13 protein-coding genes and 6 tRNA genes are annotated in these 18937 nt (G+C 39.1%); 7 read left to right on the forward strand and 12 right to left on the reverse strand.

The features are described 5' to 3' along the window. The first annotated feature begins 47 nt into the window (after positions 1–47). The 4 genes from A3Q33_RS01445 (at position 48) to A3Q33_RS01460 (ending at position 3614) form a co-directional block, all read left to right on the forward strand. Positions 48–1382 (forward strand): MATE family efflux transporter, encoded by a 1335-nt coding sequence (locus A3Q33_RS01445; protein ID WP_231295758.1) that lies wholly within the window; start codon positions 48–50, stop codon positions 1380–1382. Between the two features lie 165 nt (positions 1383–1547). After that, positions 1548–1624 (forward strand) — tRNA-Val (locus A3Q33_RS01450). 126 nt (positions 1625–1750) lie between these two features. Continuing rightward, on the forward strand, positions 1751–2947 hold the full coding sequence (locus A3Q33_RS01455; protein ID WP_081178205.1) for a leucine-rich repeat-containing protein kinase family protein: 1197 nt from the start codon (positions 1751–1753) through the stop codon (positions 2945–2947). Between the two features lie 190 nt (positions 2948–3137). Beyond that, positions 3138–3614 carry a DUF2947 family protein gene (locus tag A3Q33_RS01460; protein ID WP_081178207.1) on the forward strand — a complete coding sequence of 159 codons (477 nt, stop codon included), beginning with the start codon at positions 3138–3140 and terminating at the stop codon, positions 3612–3614. 173 nt (positions 3615–3787) lie between these two features. Here the strand turns inward: A3Q33_RS01460 and A3Q33_RS01465 are convergent, their stop codons facing one another. The 5 genes from A3Q33_RS01465 to A3Q33_RS01485 form a co-directional block, all read right to left on the reverse strand. Next, positions 3788–5125 (reverse strand): Na+/H+ antiporter family protein, encoded by a 1338-nt coding sequence (locus tag A3Q33_RS01465; protein ID WP_081182172.1) that lies wholly within the window; start codon positions 5123–5125, stop codon positions 3788–3790. 159 nt (positions 5126–5284) lie between these two features. Next, positions 5285–6058, reverse strand: coding sequence for a HalD/BesD family halogenase (locus A3Q33_RS01470; RefSeq protein ID WP_081178209.1), 774 nt, complete (start codon positions 6056–6058; stop codon positions 5285–5287). A 374-nt stretch (positions 6059–6432) separates the two neighbouring features. Then, a complete protein-coding gene (locus A3Q33_RS01475) occupies positions 6433–7470 on the reverse strand; it encodes an AI-2E family transporter (RefSeq protein ID WP_081178211.1) in 1038 nt (345 codons plus the stop codon). 97 nt (positions 7471–7567) lie between these two features. Continuing rightward, positions 7568–10153 (reverse strand): ABC transporter permease, encoded by a 2586-nt coding sequence (locus A3Q33_RS01480; protein WP_231295759.1) that lies wholly within the window; start codon positions 10151–10153, stop codon positions 7568–7570. Next, complete coding sequence (locus tag A3Q33_RS01485) at positions 10153–10938, reverse strand: ABC transporter ATP-binding protein (protein ID WP_081178213.1); 786 nt, start codon at positions 10936–10938, stop codon at positions 10153–10155. Before A3Q33_RS01485 ends, A3Q33_RS01480 begins: the two co-directional genes overlap by 1 nt. On the opposite strand from A3Q33_RS01485, the gene A3Q33_RS01490 reads away from it, so the two are divergent. Together A3Q33_RS01490 and A3Q33_RS01495 are read left to right on the forward strand one after the other, a co-directional pair. After that, positions 10937–11611, forward strand: coding sequence for an arylesterase (locus A3Q33_RS01490; RefSeq protein WP_081178215.1), 675 nt, complete (start codon positions 10937–10939; stop codon positions 11609–11611). The two genes, A3Q33_RS01485 and A3Q33_RS01490, sit on opposite strands and share 2 nt — an antisense overlap. A 6-nt stretch (positions 11612–11617) precedes the next feature. Next, entirely contained in the window at positions 11618–13186 is a 1569-nt protein-coding gene (locus tag A3Q33_RS01495; RefSeq protein ID WP_081178216.1) for a cation:proton antiporter domain-containing protein, read from the forward strand. Positions 13187–14590: 1404 nt separating this feature from the next. Here A3Q33_RS01495 and A3Q33_RS01500 read toward each other — a convergent pair. From A3Q33_RS01500 to A3Q33_RS01520, 5 genes are all read right to left on the reverse strand, one after another. Further along, positions 14591–14666, reverse strand: a tRNA-Glu gene (locus tag A3Q33_RS01500). A gap of 94 nt (positions 14667–14760) precedes the next feature. Beyond that, positions 14761–14836: transfer RNA gene (locus tag A3Q33_RS01505), tRNA-Glu, on the reverse strand. 136 nt (positions 14837–14972) lie between these two features. Then, positions 14973–15048, reverse strand: a tRNA-Glu gene (locus A3Q33_RS01510). 145 nt (positions 15049–15193) lie between these two features. Next, a tRNA-Glu gene (locus A3Q33_RS01515) sits at positions 15194–15269 on the reverse strand. A gap of 124 nt (positions 15270–15393) precedes the next feature. Further along, positions 15394–15469, reverse strand: a tRNA-Ala gene (locus A3Q33_RS01520). Between the two features lie 398 nt (positions 15470–15867). Between A3Q33_RS01520 and A3Q33_RS01525 the strand changes: the two genes are divergently transcribed. Beyond that, positions 15868–16797, forward strand: coding sequence for a gluconeogenesis factor YvcK family protein (locus A3Q33_RS01525; protein WP_081178218.1), 930 nt, complete (start codon positions 15868–15870; stop codon positions 16795–16797). Positions 16798–17026: 229 nt separating this feature from the next. On the opposite strand, the gene dcd is transcribed toward A3Q33_RS01525, so the two are convergent. Further along, positions 17027–17620: a dCTP deaminase gene (gene dcd, locus A3Q33_RS01530; RefSeq protein WP_081149598.1), complete on the reverse strand. Its 594-nt coding sequence runs from the start codon at positions 17618–17620 to the stop codon at positions 17027–17029. A 122-nt stretch (positions 17621–17742) separates the two neighbouring features. Beyond that, complete coding sequence (gene apbC / locus A3Q33_RS01535) at positions 17743–18843, reverse strand: iron-sulfur cluster carrier protein ApbC (protein WP_081178220.1); 1101 nt, start codon at positions 18841–18843, stop codon at positions 17743–17745. Positions 18844–18937 lie beyond the last annotated feature (94 nt).

Genomic DNA, 18937 nt, shown 5'->3' on the forward strand with positions numbered 1-18937 from the left:
TTGCCTTGATGAACATTAATCGTTTTTTTTCCAATAGCAAAAATTTAATGAAATTGGCTTACCCAATTTTAATCGCTCAATTGATCCAAAATTTAATGGGTTTTGCTGACACAGTAATGGCCGGTCGAGTTAGCGCCACTGATATGGCAGCGGTTGCCGTTGCCAGTAGTGTTTGGTTACCCTTAATTTTAACCATATCGGGTCTGGTGATGGCACTGGCCAGTATTATTTCGCAACTTTCAGGCGCAAAGCAGTTTGATGATGTAGCAAAAGCCAGCTACCAAACTGCTTGGATAGCCGTTTTCTTTTCAATAATAATCATTATTCTGTACTACATCGCAACCCCTATGTTAATAGACTCACTCTCTATGGAGCCTGAGCTAAAAAACCTGATGTTTGACTATTTAGGCTACATTGTTTGGGGCGGCCCGGGCTATTGCTTGTATTTAGTATTACGTAATTACTCAGAAGGTTTGTCTTTTACGCGACCAACCATGATCATTAGCATATTAGGTTTGCTGATTAACATTCCGGCCAACTATATTTTTATTTATGGTGAGTTTGGTATGCCTGCACTAGGTGGTGCCGGTTGTGGTCTTGCAACAGCCCTTGTTTACTGGGTTATGTTTCTCGGCATGCTGGCGTATACTTATTACTCAAAACACCTAAAACAAGCACCACTGTATACTAAGTTCTATTGGCCGCAATGGTCAGAAATTAAAATCATATTGGCATTAGGTACACCGATAGCATTATCTTTACTTTTCGAAGTAAGTCTATTCGCCGCCGTCGCCATAATACTGATACCCTTTGGCGCCAATGTGGTCGCAAGCCACCAAATAGCGATTAACTTTTCTGGTCTTGTTTTTATGGTGCCGTTAAGTTTAGCAATGGCTGTCACCATAAAAGTCGGTTTTGAAGTGGGTAATAAAAACCTTGAAAAAGCAAAAGAGCTTTGCCGATATTCCGTTATTTTGGGACTGATTATTGCGGTAGCAACAGCAGCCGTTACTTTGTTATTCAGTACACAAATTGCAGCTATCTATACCACAGATACTGAAGTGCTTGAGCTTGCCGCTGGCTTAATGTTTTTAGCGGCTTTATTTCAGTTTTCAGATGCCATACAAGTTATTTCAGCCGGCGCATTACGTGGCTACAAAGACACTAAATCAATTTTGTACATCACCTTCTTCTCCTACTGGATTGTTGGCTTATCTTTCGGCTCAATATTAGGGTTAACCGACTGGATAGCGCCAGCATCGGGTCCTTATGGTTTCTGGATAGGCTTTATTTCTGGTTTAACTGTGGCAGCAGTGTTGCTGGCTTGGCGATTAAAAGTAGTACAAAATCGCTTTGACCAACAAGCGGCATTGGCAAGTTAATCGATTTATTGGGCTATGTGTCGCATAAATGAGCAAGTATAATCGCCACTGCTGAATTAATCAGCAGTTACATCGAGTTTTGTATAAAACTGCTTGCACTTGCTAAAACAGATCGCTAACATAGCGCCTCGTTGAGTTACTCAACACGTTTTATATAAAACTAAAGCTCGCTTAGCTCAGTTGGTTAGAGTACTTGCATGACATGCAAGGTGTCACTGGTTCGAGTCCAGTAGCGAGCACCATATTAGGGTTTACTAAACCCAAAAAAGCCCGAGAGCATTTAATTAAGCTTATCGGGTTTTTTTATATCTACTATATTTTATGGCATCGTCATTTTACGCGACTAAAAATAACAATAGGATTAATAAATGCATACTCTGGCTCAGTTAAAGTCTGGCGAACTCATGGGCATTACGCGTTTAAAATTATCCGAGAACTTAAGCTCATTTCCGATGGAAATTCTTTCATTAGCAGACAGCTTAGAAATCCTAGATTTATCTGACAACCAATTATCCTCGCTACCAAACGAGTTAACTCAACTCAAAAGTCTTAAAATAATTTTTGCCTCGAATAACTTATTTGAAGTTTTACCTGAAGTTTTAGGGCAGTGCGAAAATTTAGAAATGGTAGGCTTTAAATCAAACCAAATTAATCAAGTACCTACTAACTCATTACCTGCAAAGTTACGTTGGTTAATTTTAACTGATAACTGCATTGAAACATTACCCGACGTTTTAGGAGAACGCCCAAAGCTGCAAAAGTTGGCGTTAGCTGGAAATAAGTTAACCACACTACCGTTAACCCTAGCGCAATCAACTAACCTTGAGTTAGTGCGTATTTCAGCCAACAATCTGACAGAGTGTCCAGAGCAATTATTGAACTTACCTAAGCTTGCATGGTTTGCATTTTCAGGTAACCCGTTTAGCCGTTCTAACCTAGAAGTTGCATCAGTTCCATCATTACCCTCATCAAGCTTTACCTTACACAATGTGCTTGGACAAGGTGCTTCAGGCGTTATTTCAAGAGCTACTTGGACTAAAAACCAATCGACATTTCCAGATGAAGTTGCTGTTAAAAAGTTTAAAGGAAAAGTAACTAGTGATGGCTATCCAGAAGATGAATTACAAGCCTGTTTAAAAGTTGGCGATCATCAAAATCTAGTCCGTTCTTTAGCACAAGTGAACGAGGAAGATTATTTAGCGTTAATCATGAATTTGATACCGAATAACTTTAAAAACTTGGGCTTACCGCCAAACTTCAAAACCTGTACCCGTGACACTTTCCCAGCAGGCTTTACCTTAAGCATCGAGCAAACTGATAAAATAGTGACGCAAATGAAAAATGTATTTGAACATTTGCACTCAAACAAAGTATGTCATGGGGATTTGTACGCCCACAACACCCTGTTTGACGAGGATGCTAATATAATTTTTGGCGACTTTGGCGCAGCCACTATGTATCACATGCTAACTGTTGAGCAGCAAAAATTAATCGAAAAAATTGAACGCCGCGCACTTGCTTATTTTATTGAAGATTTATTAAGTGTTTGTAGTGACCAAGGGTAAAGCAGAACGCAGTTTGGAATATAAAGTTACCGAGCAAAAACTTAATTAATTTTGCTGTAAATAAAAACTATTGTGCTTAGTAGCGACTTATAATTAATTATAGGTTTACACTAATTGTCATTCGAAATTGTTAATGAGTTATCACACAGCCTTGTTATAATGCGGCAACAATTACTTTATAGAAGACACCATGAACTACACCTCAATTGACGAATTAAAAAACGCTTGGGTCTTTAAGCATAATAGTTTACCGATTAGCGATAGCGACAAAGCAAAGATTAAACCTATGGCAAGTAATCGTGCAAAGGTACTTTGGGATGGCAGCATTAGTAAACAAGTTGATCACCCTGACTTTTTTAAAAAAGGTGACTGGCCGGAAAACGCAGCGTCGTGGCTAGATAATGGCAAGTGGGAAGGTACTTGGGATAGTGAAGAGAGTTTATTACCCGAGATGATTTTAACCCATCTAAAATGGGATAATAATACCGTGGTTTATTATTGCAGTGCGAGAGACAATGTTATTGAAACCACCTGGGCGGTATTTCAACGTTGTTGGAAAAACTTTCTGTTTATGGATGATGGTTCAATTTTGATTGGCAAAAAGCGCAATGAAGCGGTGCAATTCCTCTCAACCGGTTATTTTAAAGTAGGACAAAAGCCAAGTTAAACTGAGCTGAGTTCAATAAAACATGCCCTTAGTTACCTTTTTCAGTGTTGTCCTCTTGTAGTCTTCCTGCTTTTCTCCCTGTGAATTATTTTGTTAGTTTTGCAGGGAGGAAATATCAACTTACAACAAATTAAATATTTCGATTCCCCCCCTTTAATCTAGTGACAATATTTTTATAAAACCATAGCGGCTATCCAACCAAAAGCAATTAACGGTAAGTTGTAGTGAATAAATGTCGGGACTACACTGTCCCAAATATGATTATGTTGTCCGTCAATATTAAGCCCTGCTGTCGGCCCTAATGTTGAATCAGACGCTGGAGAGCCTGCATCACCAAGTGCTGCTGCCGTACCGACTAAAGCGACAATGGCCAGTGGTGAAAAGTTTAATTGTAAGGCAAGCGGAACATAAATGGCGGCAATAATGGGAATGGTTGAAAATGACGAACCAATGCCAATGGTAATAAAAAGTCCGACTAATAACATCAAAATAGCGGCAATAGCCTTACTGTCACCCATAATATCGACTGATGCTGCGACCAGTGAATTAATGTCACCCGTTGAGCGTAATACTTCAGCAAAACCACCGGCGGCGATCATAATAAAACCAATCATGGCCATCATACGCATGCCTTGCGTAAAAACATCGTCTGAGTCTTGCCACTTTAAAGAGCCGGTTAATAAGAACACTAAAAAGCCTGCCACACCGCCATAAATCATTGAGTGCGTCATAATCTGAATCGTAAAGGCTAAAACAATAGCGATTACAGCTACCGCAACGGTTCTACCGCAATATGGGGTTTCATGATTTTCTTCAATACCTTCTACTTTTTCCAACTTTTCTAGATCGTATTCACGTTTATTACGATAACTGTAAAAAACCGCAATTAGTAACCCTACTAACATTCCCGATGCAGGAATTAACATTGCTACAGCGGCATTAATGCCATCGGTTTGCAGACCACTTTGTTGAATATTGCCCAATAAAATATCATTTAAGAAAATCGCACCAAAACCTACTGGGAAGAACATATAAGGGCTCACCAAACCAAAGGTTAAAATACACGCCACTAACCTACGGTCAATACCCATTTTAGTCATCATAAACAATAAAGGTGGTACTAGAATAGGGATAAAAGCGATATGAATAGGCACAATATTTTGCGATGAAAACGCAGCTAACAATAAAAAGGCTAGCACAAAGTATTTAATTTTTCGGGTTTGGCTTTCGCTAGTTACACCATTAAGTTTTTTGGTGATTTTACTCGCAAACATTGCCGGTAAACCTGACTTAGATATTGTTGCTGCGAATGCGCCAAGCAAGGCATAACTTAATGCTGTTCTGCCTCCTGAGCCTATGCCGGTATTAAAAGCGTCAATGGTTTCGGTAATATTAAGCCCGCCGACAACGCCAGCAAAAATAGCAGATAAAAGCAGTGCTACCACTACGTTAACCCTGAGCAAACTTAAACTTAACATGAGTAAAATAGAGACCAGTACGGAATTTAGCATGGCCGAACCTGAGCTCATATATTCATAAATCATGTAAGCAATTGCTATTGATAATATTGATAAAACAACTTTAATCTCTGAGTGCATGAAACTATTGTTTTTAAGCTTAATATTTTCCATTGTAATACCTTTTGTTAACGGTCACGTTGCGTTTTATTATTATTTTCCGTAAAAGGTTTTACGCGCTGATGCTGAAAGAGCAACACCAGGTTTGTTGTTATAGGCAAGCACCACCATCATTCGGGTAGTATTACCGATAGTAGGAGTGACACGGTGGATAGCATTTCGGCCTCTAAAAAGTACTAATGCACCGGGTTCAATTGCTAACATATCAGGAGTAATGTCTCCAGCGAGCACTTTTTCAGCATCAGAAAAGTTCATTTCGCCTTTATCGGCGTCTCTAACATCTCTGACATATTGAAACTCTCCACCCGCTTCAGGTTTTTGGATCATCAAGGTAGTTGCAAAAGAAGAGTTATCAAAATGCCAACCTAGCTCCTGCCCTTCGCTGGCATAATGAAGATTAATTGAAGAACAGTCATCATCATAGGAATAAAGCGCCTGTTCATTTAATACTACTTTTAAAAATGAGCGAAAAACGTCACTGTCATATAACGTTCGAAGTACAGATTCAGCGGATATTTGATCATCCGTAATACAACCTTTGCTTGATATTACCCGTTTGTTTCTAATATGATCTTCAGGGTAACTCGGATCGGCATCACTAATATAAATGTTATGCTGCTTGTTAGTAAAAAATGCTAAATGCTTCTTAGCCGCACCTTCAAGTTTAATTTGCTCTAAAGCCTGTGGAGTGATGAAGTCATCAAGAACAATTGCACCATGACGTTCAAGCGTTTCTTTACATTTTTTTATATAGGTTGGGTCAGTGATCTGATTCGACTTAAGGTTTATAACGTCTTCAAACTTCATTACTCTCTCCAAAATAAGCTTCATTCGTCTGTCTTATTATGATTTATTAAATAAAACCTGTATTTTATTGTCACTCCATTATCTGGACTTATTGCCGAAGCACAATACTAGATTATTGTAATTCACTTTTACTGCTCAGTAATAATAAAGAATTAAACAGATTTCATTTTAAACACAATACGTACCTATAAAAGACGTCAAGAAAGTACAAAAATTTCATTTAAAATCAATAACTTTACATCACAGCAAGTTCATTAATCTTCAGCCTATTTTACTCACAAAAAAAGGGAATTATATTCCCTTTTTAATATTCCACTATAGAAACTTAGTAAGTGCAGTTTTGTTATCGCTAATAATCGCAATAATATGAACGCTTACTGATCAGCATCTTCACTGGATAATAACACCGCAAACCAACGGCCTTCTTCAGAGTTTTCTAAGGCTATTTTAATGATCATGGTCAAAGGTACTGATAACAGCATACCAACCGTACCTAGCAACCAGCCCCAAAAGATTAAAGAGAGAAAGACCACTAAGGTGGATAAGCCAAGACCGCGACCTAAATAACGTGGTTCAACCACATTGCCCATAACCGTGTTTATAGTTAAATAACCTAAGCCAATAAAACCTGCGGCGGCTGGCCCTAACTGTAAAACAGCTAGCGACATTGCAGGAACAGCGGCGATAATAGAGCCAATATTAGGAATGTAATTCAGTAAAAATGCTAACACCCCCCACAATAAGAAAAAGTCTAAACCAAAGGCCCACAACATAATTGAAACAATAACGCCGGTCGCGATACTAACTAAGGTTTTAATCGCTAAATAGTTATTTACCGATGCCAAAAACTGATCAATTTGTTTTAATCGCGCTTGCGGATCGTCAAGCGCTAAATGTAATTTATGCGGAATTGATGATGCTTCAAACAGCATAAAGATTACCGTGATAATGATTAAAAACAAGTTCGCCATTACACCGCCCAAACCGCTGAGCATGTTCGCAGCTAGCCCCATCGCGGCTGCGGGATCAAAGTATTCAATCAAAAGCTCTGACGATATTATAATATTGTAATCGTCTAATTGCTGGGTTAACCAAATAAACTCTTCTTGCAGCTGTGCACGATATTCTGGAATAAGTTGTGACAATTCATTTAACGAATTACCGACTAGCCCTGCCAGTGAAAGCGCAATGGAAACAAAAATGCCAATAACAAAGACAACCGCTACCGGTTTTGGAATTTTATAGCGCGCCGCCATCACCACTAACGGGTTACAAATAATGGCGATAAACGCCGATAATAAAAATGGCACCAATAATGTCGCTGCGGTTTTTATACCCGCTAGAACCACAAATAATGCGGCGGTAACCAATAAAAACTTCACCGCGCCTTCAGACTTTCCTTGTAAACCCATTGTGTAAACCCGTATGCATAAGTACATAAAACTATACGCGATTTCATAGCATGCTCGCTAGTATTAAAGGCAGTATAGTTTTACTAAAGTAATAAAATTACATCGTTCGTCGAATTAAAGTAACACTCGACAGTTTAAGTAGACGCCAACAGCTAAGCATACCAATGGTGCCAACAAAAAACGCCCCAGCGCCAATCCCCACTAACCAATATTGAAAATGGAAACTGCCTGACATGTTAAATACTTGGCTTTGCAAAATATAAACCGCTATTTCCATACCAATACTTGCCATTAAGCCTGCAATTGCGCCTAATGCGACAAATTCATATAACACGCTATTACGTAACAGGCTGCCTTTAGCGCCTAAGGTTCTTAATATCGCTAGTTCGCGTTCGCGTTCTTCCATACTGGCTTGTACTTGCGCTATTAACACTAAACTCCCCGCAAGTACGACCAAAATTAGGATCAACTGAATCGCAACCGTTACTTGCTCAATAATGCTATTGAGCTGTGCCATAATCGCGGCAAAGTCCATTACCGTAATGGTCGGAAAGTTTGCTAAAAAGCGATAAACCAAATCACGGTCTTTATCAAGAATTGACCAAGCAGAAATCGATGTGGTTGGATATTGCTCAAGAGCACTTTCATTAAACACCATAATGAAGTTTAACTGTCGACTTTGCCAATTCACTTTACGAATGCTAGTTACTGGCACCGTAAACTCATCAGAGCCAAGGGTGAAGGTCAAATTATCACCTAAATTAATTTCCAACCGTTCTGCAATGTTGCTTTCAATTGATACTTGAGGTGTTTCATCGCCAAATTGCCACCATTGGCCAGCCGTAATTTCATTTTCCTCGGGTAATTCAGTACGCCACGTTAAGCCAAGTTCACGCCCCATGCCTTGCCGACTCTCTTTCTGTTCAGTTTTTGTGTTTTTTTGTTTTGCCTGTTCATCAGGTTTTTCATCACTTTGCGCTTGGTTTTCGTTGTCATCTTCATCAACAGTTTTTATCCCGTTTATTGCCGATAAGCGACCTCGATAAACATGATAAAACCCTTGATTGGCAATATTATTTTCTTCAACAAAAACTTTTAAAGGATCAATTTGATTTTGGGTGATATTGATCAAGTAATGATTCGGTGTATCTTCAGGAAATTGCTGTTCCCATTCCGATAATATTGAGCTTTTCATTACCGTGATCAGTAACAAAAGTTTTATCGCGATAGTAAAACTGACCAGTTGAACGCTATTTTCACTGGCTCGTCGCTTTAAATTTGCTAATGCCAAGTGCCAAGACTTTCCAGCTTTAGTGCCGACGCTGCGCCCTGCACTCATTAATCCTCGTCCGAGCAATAACAAAATGAAAGAGACAACAACACCGCCTAGCAATAAAGCAGCACTCATGACTACATCTTGACTGAAAATAAACAGTAATAAAAATAACGCTAATATTGGCGGTAGTTGATGCCAACCAAAGCGCGCTACTTTGTCTTGGCTAAAGCCGCGAATTACGTTTAACGGTGAGCTTTGTACTAAGGTCATAATCGGGTGAATGGCAAACGCTATTGCACACAATAAACCGGTAAATATCGCGGTTAAAAATGGCACGAAGGTCAGCGGCGCATCGGCCAATGACAAATAGCTCGCAATGGCATTAACACCGAGCAGCAATAAACCATAGCCCACCACTAAGCCTGTTGCAATACTTAAACAACTTAATAAAGTCCAGTGCAAACAATACAATTTTCTGACATGTGAAACTGATGCACCTAACGCTTTAAATATTGAAACGGTTGACTGATGACGCTGCCCATAACGGCGACTTGCAACAGCCACAGCAACCGCGGCTAATACAATGCCTAACATGCTTGCTAACGAGAGAAACTTTTCTGCGGTGTCTAATATTCTCGATAAACGATTCTGTGCGGCTTTAGCATCATACCAACGCTGTGATTCATTAATTTGAGGTTTTATCCAGGTTTCAAAAGTTTCTATTGCGTCAGATTCACCGGCAAATAAATACTTGTAGGTTATACGGCTGCCTGGCTGAATTAGCTCAGTTTTCGGCATATCCGCAATATTTAAGATAACCGTTGGGCCGGCAATAAAAGCGCGGTATGAACGATCAGGAATATCAGTAACAATGCCGGCAATGGTGAGTGGCGCCATACCAATTTCAATAATGTCGCCAATTTCAACATTTAAACGACTTAACACGCTTGGCTCTACCCAAACACTACCTGGGCTTGGGGCATTAACTACTGTGCTTTCGGTTTGTGATAACGAGGTTTTCACCCGTAATTCACCACGTAAAGGATAAGTGTCTGATACCGCATCGAGCTCGCTTAGTAACATATTGTCACCCGCAAAAGCCATTGACTCCGTTTCAATTTTTCGTGCAGACTTTATCGCCAATGACTGGCTTTTCTCGATAATACTAAGATCAATTTCTGACGACATGCGCAGAACACGATCGGCACCTATCGTGTTAGTACTATTGGCGACTATGGCATGCTTAATTTGGCCTGAGAATCCTGTTAATGAGAACACTGTGGCAACGGCAAGCACAATAGCGAGAAATATAATGGTTAATTCGCCGCGGCGAAGCTCATGGTGCAGTAAACGCAGGGACTGCGTAAACCACATTGTTGAGGCTTTTGGGTTAGCAATAGTCATCATTAACCTACTTGTGTCGCAGAGTTGTTGCTTTGTGCGACATCGTGGGTTGTAGCTTGGTTATCAACCTGATTTTTTTCTATATTTTGAGGAGTAACCGCAGTAGCCGTTTCGGTTAAAACACCGCTGTCCATTTCCACTTGCCGCTGACATCTTGCAGCTAATTTAGCATCATGAGTAACCAATACTAATGTCGTGCCTTCTTTAGCATTCAAATCAAATATTAAATCAGTAATATGTTGTCCGGTCTTACTATCTAAATTGCCTGTTGGCTCATCAGCAAATAAAATATCAGGTTTAGAGATAAATGCCCGAGCAATAGCTACCCGTTGTTGTTCACCACCAGAAAGCTGAGAAGGATAATGGTCAAGTCGGTCTGCTAAGCCCACTTGCTCAAGCAAAGCTTCGCCACGTGCTTGAGCATCAGGAAAGTTTGCGAGCTCTGCGGGGAGCATGACATTTTCTAGGGCGGTTAAGCTGTTAATTAAAAGAAACTGTTGAAAAATAAAACCAACATGCTGAGCACGAACTTGACTGCGCTGCTCTTCATTAAACTGGTGTAATGGCTGCTTTTTAAGATACACTTGACCGGAGCTTGGTAAATCTAACCCCGCTAAAATCGATAATAGTGTGGTTTTACCAGAGCCAGATGAGCCAACAATGGCAATTGACTCGCCCGCGGCAACGTCTAAGTTTAGTGGTTGAAGTAAAATTAAGGTTTTATCTTCAACTTGTACTGATTTAGTTAGGTCTTTAACGCTTAGAATACTCTCGGAATTTACTTGCATGAAAAATTATCCACTCTTTATATTGTTTATTAGTTTACTTTTAATCACTACAGCGAACGCAACTGCACAAAACAAACAGACCAATACGGTTGATAACAGCATTAGTATCACACCTGTCACCAATATTTTATTATTAGGTGATAGTATCAGCGCAAGTTACGGGATGAAACCCACTCAAGGTTGGGTACATATACTCAATAAAAAGCTTAGCGAGCAAAACCAACCTTACACAATAATAAATGCCAGTGTTAGTGGTGAAACGACGAGTGGCGGATTATCTCGGCTAGCAGGCATTTTAGCGAATGAAAACGTTGATCACTTGTTGATTGAATTAGGTGGCAATGATGGTTTACGAGGCTATTCACCTAAATTAATAAAAAATAATTTGTTACAAATGGTCAAAATTGCACAAGAAAAAAATATCAAAGTTTCAATGATTAAGATCAGAATAACGCCAAATTATGGCCCAAGATACAATAAAATGTTTGAGCAAGTTTTTGAAGACGTTGCAAAAGTCACCAACATAACCTTACTGCCGTTTTTTATGGAAGCGGTTGCCACCGATAAAACACTTATGCAAGCCGACGGTATTCATCCAAACGCAGAAGCTCAGCCAATAATTGCAGAATATGTTGAACAGCAACTTAACAATTTAATGACTACGGAAGATTAATTAAGAATGGAATTTATCTGGATAGGTTTTGCGTTTATTTGTGGGCTATTAACAAAATTGGTGGCTTTACCACCGTCAATTGGTTATTTGGCTGCAGGTTTTATCTTACTTTTTCTTGGTTATGAAGCCGACAGTATGATCCACGTGCTAGCTAACATTGGTATAACGCTTATGTTATTTACCATTGGACTAAAGCTAAATATAAAAGATTTACTTAAAGCCGAAGTTTGGTTGGGCAGTTTAAGCCACACCTTTGTTTGGTTAGTTTTAGGGCTGATCATAGTAAAAGGCATGGCATTAATTACTATTCCTTTTATCAGTGGCTTAAGTTTAACAACATCAGCATTAATCGTATTTGCTCTAAGCTTTAGTAGCACAGTTTGTGTTGTTAAACTGATGGAAGAACACGGTGAAATGCGTACACGCCATGGTAAGCTCGCCATTGGCATATTAGTGATGCAAGACGTTATTGCGGTAATATTTCTAGTTATTGCTACTGGTAAAATCCCTACCCCTTGGGCTGGTTTATTGCTGCTTTTTATTCCTTTAAAACCATTAATAAACAAAGCAATAGATAAAGCAGGCCATGGAGAGTTAATCCCACTAATGGGGTTTTTCATTGCCTTTGGTGCCTATGAACTATTCGAGTTAGTACATATAAAAGGTGATTTAGGCGCGCTGTTAGCCGGCATGTACTTAGCGTCTCACAGCAAAGCGAGTGAAATAACTAAGTCGCTATTAAGCTTTAAAGACTTATTTTTGATTGGCTTTTTCTTATCGATTGGCTTTACCGCCCTCCCCACTTTAGAAATGCTAGTAATAGCCTCTGTACTAACCTTGCTGTTGCCGATTAAGTTTATGCTATTTTTCTTTATTTTAGTGAAACTGAAACTGCGTGGTAGAACCGCATTTTTATCTGCCTTGGCCTTAAGTAACTTTAGTGAGTTTGGTTTAATCATTGCTGCTTTGAGCACTAAAGAAGGATGGCTATCGTCTGAGTGGCTAGTCATATTATCATTAGCGGTTGCCTTATCATTTATCATCACAAATGTGCTTTATAACTTTGCCCATGATTATTTTGCCAATAATAAAGAAAAATTTAAACGCTATGAAAGTAAGAAGCGTCTAGTAGAAGATGACTTTGTTCAGCCATGCGACGCACCTATTGCTATCATTGGTATGGGTCGAGTTGGTATTGGTGCTTATAAAGCGTTAAACGCCCAAGTCGGCAATCAAGTTTGGGGGTTAGACACTGATAAAAAGAAAGTAAATTGGTTAATTGAAAACAACGTTCAAGCCTTTGAGGGTGACGCAGAAGATGCTGATTTTTGGGAAAGTATGGATCTGAGTAAAATTGAACTGATACTTTTAGCCTTGCCGTCCATGCAAGATATTAAAAATATAACCATACAAATAAAGCGAACGAATTATCAAGGAAAAATCGCGGCTATTGCGCGCTATGATGATGATCGTATTAAGCTAGAAAGCTATGGTGTAGATAAAGTGTTTAACTTCTATAACGAAGCCGGAGTAGGTTTTGCTGAAGAAAGTATGAGCCTATTGAAAAACGCCTAAACCCCCTAGATTTACTTCGCCTAAAGACACATAACTATAGTCGAAGACCAAAAAATGTGTGATTAATTCTAATCGCACATTTACTTATCCTACGGCTCTGCTTACTTTCTTCCTGTGAACTATTTTATTCTTTTTACAGGGAGGAAATAATAAGAAAGAAATGAGTGACTGAACAATATTTATATCTGTTGAATTCATAACAAGCAAATGGCCAGTTACTTGGCTTAATTGGGATTACGGATGCCTTCGCCTGCAGTCCTCCTTCTTTTCTCCCTGAGAATGATCATATTATTTTTACAGGAAGAAAAGAATGAGAAAACAATGAGTAGTGATTTAGTACTAATATAACTTCACAATTGCTTAGCCTGTGGTATTGATACTAAACAACAATTATTTCATACAATTACGGGACTCTGGTTTAGCTCGTGATTATAAATTGAGTAAGTAACCCACAAATTACTGATGTCTTCTCCTGCAGTCCTCCTTCTTTTCTCCCTGTGAATGATTATCTTATTTTTTACAGGAAAAAAAGAATGAGAAAACAATGAGTAGTGATTTAGTACTAATATAACTTCACAATTGCTTAGCCTGTGGTATTGATACTAAACAACAATTATTTCATACAATTACGGGACTCTGGTTTAGCCCGTGATTATAAATTGAGTAAGTAACCCACAAATTACTGATGTCTTCTCCTGCAGTCCTCCTTCTTTTCTCCCTGTAAATGATTATCTTATTTTTTACAGGAAAAAAAGAATGAGAAAACAATGAGTAGTGATTTAGTACTAATATAACTTCACAATTGCTTAGCCTGTGGTATTGATACTAAACAACAATTATTTCATACAATTACGGGACTCTGGTTTAGCCCGTGATTATAAATTGAGTAAGTAACCCACAAATTACTGATGTCTTCTCCTGCAGTCCTCCTTCTTTTCTCCCTGTAAATGATTATCTTATTTTTTACAGGAAAAAAAGAATGAGAAAACAATGAGTAGTGATTTAGTACTAATATAACTTCACAATTGCTTAGCCTGTGGTATTGATACTAAACAACAATTATTTCATACAATTACGGGACTCTGGTTTAGCCCGTGATTATAAATTGAGTAAGTAACCCACAAATTACTGATGTTTTCTCCTGCAGTCCTCCTTCTTTTTCTCCCTGTGAATGATTATCTTATTTTTTACAGGAAGAAAAGAATGAGTAGTGATTTAGTACTAATACGTATCTGCGGTACGTACGTATCTGCGGGGTCAGGTTCGTTGAAAGTTCTTTGCACTTGCAATTTTAAGCTAGTCGTTCAATACCCACTAAATTTTAGGCATAAAAAAACCGACATAAGTCGGTTTTTTTATTTCACTTTTAAGCACTGCTTAAATTACTAAAAGTAAAATAATAAGTGGCATCCCTAAGGGGATTCGAACCCCTGTTACCGCCGTGAAAGGGCGGTGTCCTAGGCCTCTAGACGATAGGGACACTAAAACAATATGATAATAGCTAAATTAGCTACTTCATGTTTTGTATCTGATTGTTAAACATTATAAAAACATTTATCAATCTAAGTTAATGGTGGCATCCCTAAGGGGATTCGAACCCCTGTTACCGCCGTGAAAGGGCGGTGTCCTAGGCCTCTAGACGATAGGGACACATTAATACCAATAGAAAACTTAACACTACGTTACTGTAAAAAGCTCTAGCCTAGTGAACTTATAATAACGTTGTATATTCTATAGTATGTGTCAAAAAACACTTACCAATAAACTTATCAAACTAAAAAATGAGTGGCATCCCTAAGGGGATTCGAACCCCTGTTACCGCCGTGAAAGGGCGGTGTCCTAGGCCTCTAGACGATAGGGACACATTATAAACTCGAAACACTTAGTATAATAAAACCGTAAAAAGCTCTAGCCTAGTGAACTTATGATTTACATTATATATTTCTTGTTTGTGTCATAAAACACGAACTCATTTTCATTTTACTTCCGAAGAAGCTTCCGAAGAAGTGGCATCCCTAAGGGGATTCGAACCCCTGTTACCGCCGTGAAAGGGCGGTGTCCTAGGCCTCTAGACGATAGGGACACTAAAACGATAAAACAAAACTTAATAAATCTTGTTTTTGCAATCCGATAACCTCGCGGTATATCCAATTACGTTATCTTTTTAACTATCTTTCACTTGTGCTATCAACACGAGTGAATAATATTGGTGGAGCTATGCGGGATCGAACCGCAGACCTCTTCGCTGCCAGCGAAGCGCTCTCCCAGCTGAGCTATAGCCCCACATAGAAATAAAATAAGTGGCCTAATACTTACCTTAATCCTCTCCCAACAAATAATCGAGTTACTCGTTGAAAGCGAGGCGCATTCTAAGCAGCGACCAAGATACTGTCAACCCTTATTTTAGATATTGGGCCATTTTTTTGAAAGATTTTATCTAACTGATTACTTATAGTACAAGTTGATTAATTTTTGCCTTATTAACTATATATAACAACCATAATGTAATAGTTAGCTGGTATAGAAATCACAACACTGTGAGAGCCCATCAGCTTTAAATAAAATATATGCTAGAAATATTGATTTATCTCGCTCACAACACCATATACTATGGCTAGTCACTTTATTTATAGTTAATAAAGCGTTATTGTTAATAATCAGTTAAAAGAAATAATAGTTATATGCAGCTAAAAGAGCTTAACGTTGTTGCCATTGGCGGCGGTCACGGTCTAGGACGTGTACTTTCCACCCTCTCCTTTTTAGGAGACCAACTTACTGGCATCGTCACGACTACTGATAATGGAGGTTCTACTGGTCGTTTAAGGAAACGCAGTAGCTCAATCGCATGGGGTGACTTACGTAATTGTCTTACCCAATTAGTAGATGACAAATCAGTTGGCAGCCAATTATTCGATTTTCGTTTCGACGGAGAAGATGAGCTAGGTGGTCATAATCTAGGTAATTTAATTTTATACGGCCTCGGAGAAATTCACTCACGTCCGCTTGATTCTATAAAACTTGTACGTCGATTATTAAGAGTTAAGACACCGGTATTACCTATGTCTGAAACACCAACAGACCTCATGGCATTTTACCCAGAGGGCCTTTGCCGTGTTGGTGAGATATCTGTTGATAAAATGTCGATGATGCCGAAAAGCTTGATGTTAGCCCCCTTAGTTAAAACACTACCAGGCTGTATTGAAGCAATATTAAAAGCCGATTTAATTATTTTAGGCCCAGGCAGCTTTCTGACCAGTGTTGTTCCACCATTGCTCGTACGGGATATTAGTAATGCATTAAACCAAACAAATGCTCATCGTGTGTTTATTGATAATATTATCGCTGAAGATAGCCCTGCTGCAGATTTAACCTTAGATGAAAAGCTAGCTTGGATCGAAGAGAACGTTGGTTGTCTGCCCATTGATAGCGCGATATGTCACGATCCTAATGTCACCTCAACTCGCATCGATGTTTGTCATCATGAATTAAGCAGTGATACTGTTAGCCACTATCATAGCCGAGACAAGTTAATCGCCGCATTAAATGTTTGTATTTCAAAAGCAAGTAACAACATTAAAGTAGAGCATTCAGTTGCCGTTAACGCTGACTAATATCGATTTACATCAATAAACCAACACTTTAAGTGCTATTAACTTTCAATAACGCTTTTATTTCTCCAGCAATGCCCCGTATTAATTACTTTACTGGCTCGGCAGAATGAGACATAACGAGTAAAGATTTAAAAAGTTTATAAGTCTCTTGAATTTAAAACAAAAAAAGCCAACGATTACCTCGTTGGCTTTTTGTTAGTTTTTTCTGTGCTAAGTTTTAAACTTTTTACTATTTATGGCTCTCATCTTGGCTAATGCGGCTAGCAACAGCGCCCATTTGGCCTTTATATTTAGCATCTTCACGCTTGTTGTATGGGCGCGCAGCACTTGACGACATTGTTTCGAAGTTAAGTGCGGCGATTTTCATTTTTGGACGCAATGCTAAGGGTAATTTTCCGCTGTTATAAAACTCCAAAACGATTTGTCCTGACCAACCAGGATCAATTCTATGGGCTGTAACGTGCACCATTAAACCTAAGCGCGCTAATGAAGAGCGACCATCTAACCAACCAACGATATTATCAGGCAGTGTTACTGACTCTAAGGTTACCGCTAGGGCTAATTCACCTGGGTGAAGAAAAAACGCTTCGCCGTCTGGAATATAAATTTCATCACTCATTACAGAGTTCATGGCTTTTTGCATTTCTACTTTTGGGCCACTTAAGTCGATATAAGGTGCGGTATGATCTTGGAATACGCGAAACTCATTGCCTAAGCGAATATCAACACTAACCCCAGAAATCATGCTGCTGTCTGGCGTTGGTGAAATTTCTATCTGCCCTTTGCGAAGGCATTCTTCTATATCTATGTCACTTAATCTCATGATTATTCTTCTTTGACTCAGTTGTTATACCAGTTGAATGCATTTATTGATTCATTCGGTATTATTTCGACGAAAAGAACTTTGTATTCTTTTTGCGCCTTAAAATTGTGTTGGTTTCTACTTTATTTGCTCTCTTGAACGACCACTTTAGCGGTTGTTGGGCTACGCATATCTAGTTGATAGTATAATTGTGCCGCGACATTACGCGCTATATTACGATACAGCAGCGCAACTTCTCCAGTGCTATTTTCATTTATTGCACAACTACCGCTATCAGCGTCTTCACGAATACGGATATCTAGGGGTAATTGTCCGAGTAATTGTGTTTGGGCCGATTCGGCAATACGCTTGCCACCACCATCACCAAATAAATGTGAATGATGACCACAGTTTTCACACTGGTGATAACTCATATTCTCTATAATACCCAACACAGGTAGCTTAACCTGCTCAAACATCGCCATACCTTTAATGGCATCAGCTAAGGCAATGTCTTGCGGTGTTGTTATCACCACGGCCCCTGCAACCGGTACTTGTTGTGCTAAAGTTAACTGAATATCGCCGGTACCTGGTGGCATATCGACAATCAAGTAATCTAAATCTGGCCAGTCAGTTTCATTGAGTAATTGCGAAAAAGCACGGCTGGCCATTGGTCCTCGCCATACGGTTGCATTGGCATCATCGACTAAAAAGCCAATTGACATAGCACTTAAGCCATTTGCCTCAAGTGGCGTGATTAACTTACCGTCATTTGAGCTCGGTTTCGCGCCCTTTAAACCCAGCATAGTCGGTACAGACGGCCCGTAAATGTCTGCATCTAAAATACCCACGTTACAACCTTCTGCAATCAGGCCATACGCTAGGTTAACAGCGGTAGTTGATTTACCAACACCGCCTTTACCTGAAGACACGGCAATTATATTCTTTATGCCCTTAATCTTGTGTTCTCTTACGGGCTGAACATTATATTCAACATCAAAATTAACCTGCTGTTGCAATAATTCGGTTAATTGCTCAGCAATGTCATGTAATTGCCCGTCACAAGGAAAAGGCAATACCATTTTGATCAGGATGTTTTTTTTCGCCATCACCATAGTGACAACCTGAGCAATAACCAGCAGCCCTTGAGGAAAAATATCTGAGCGATAAGCGTCTAAAAAAGCATTAATCGCTTTTTGGCTTTCGACACTGACTTCATTTTTAGAAAAGAAATTTGATAACATGATTAAAACGCGCTTTTATCTAGCCTTTATTGACATAAAGACGATAATTCTTAATGAAAAGTAACGACAAATTCTGTACCATTCCCTGCATAAT

It is taken from the genome of Colwellia sp. PAMC 21821, from assembly GCF_002077175.1.
GTDB lineage: Bacteria > Pseudomonadota > Gammaproteobacteria > Enterobacterales > Alteromonadaceae > Cognaticolwellia.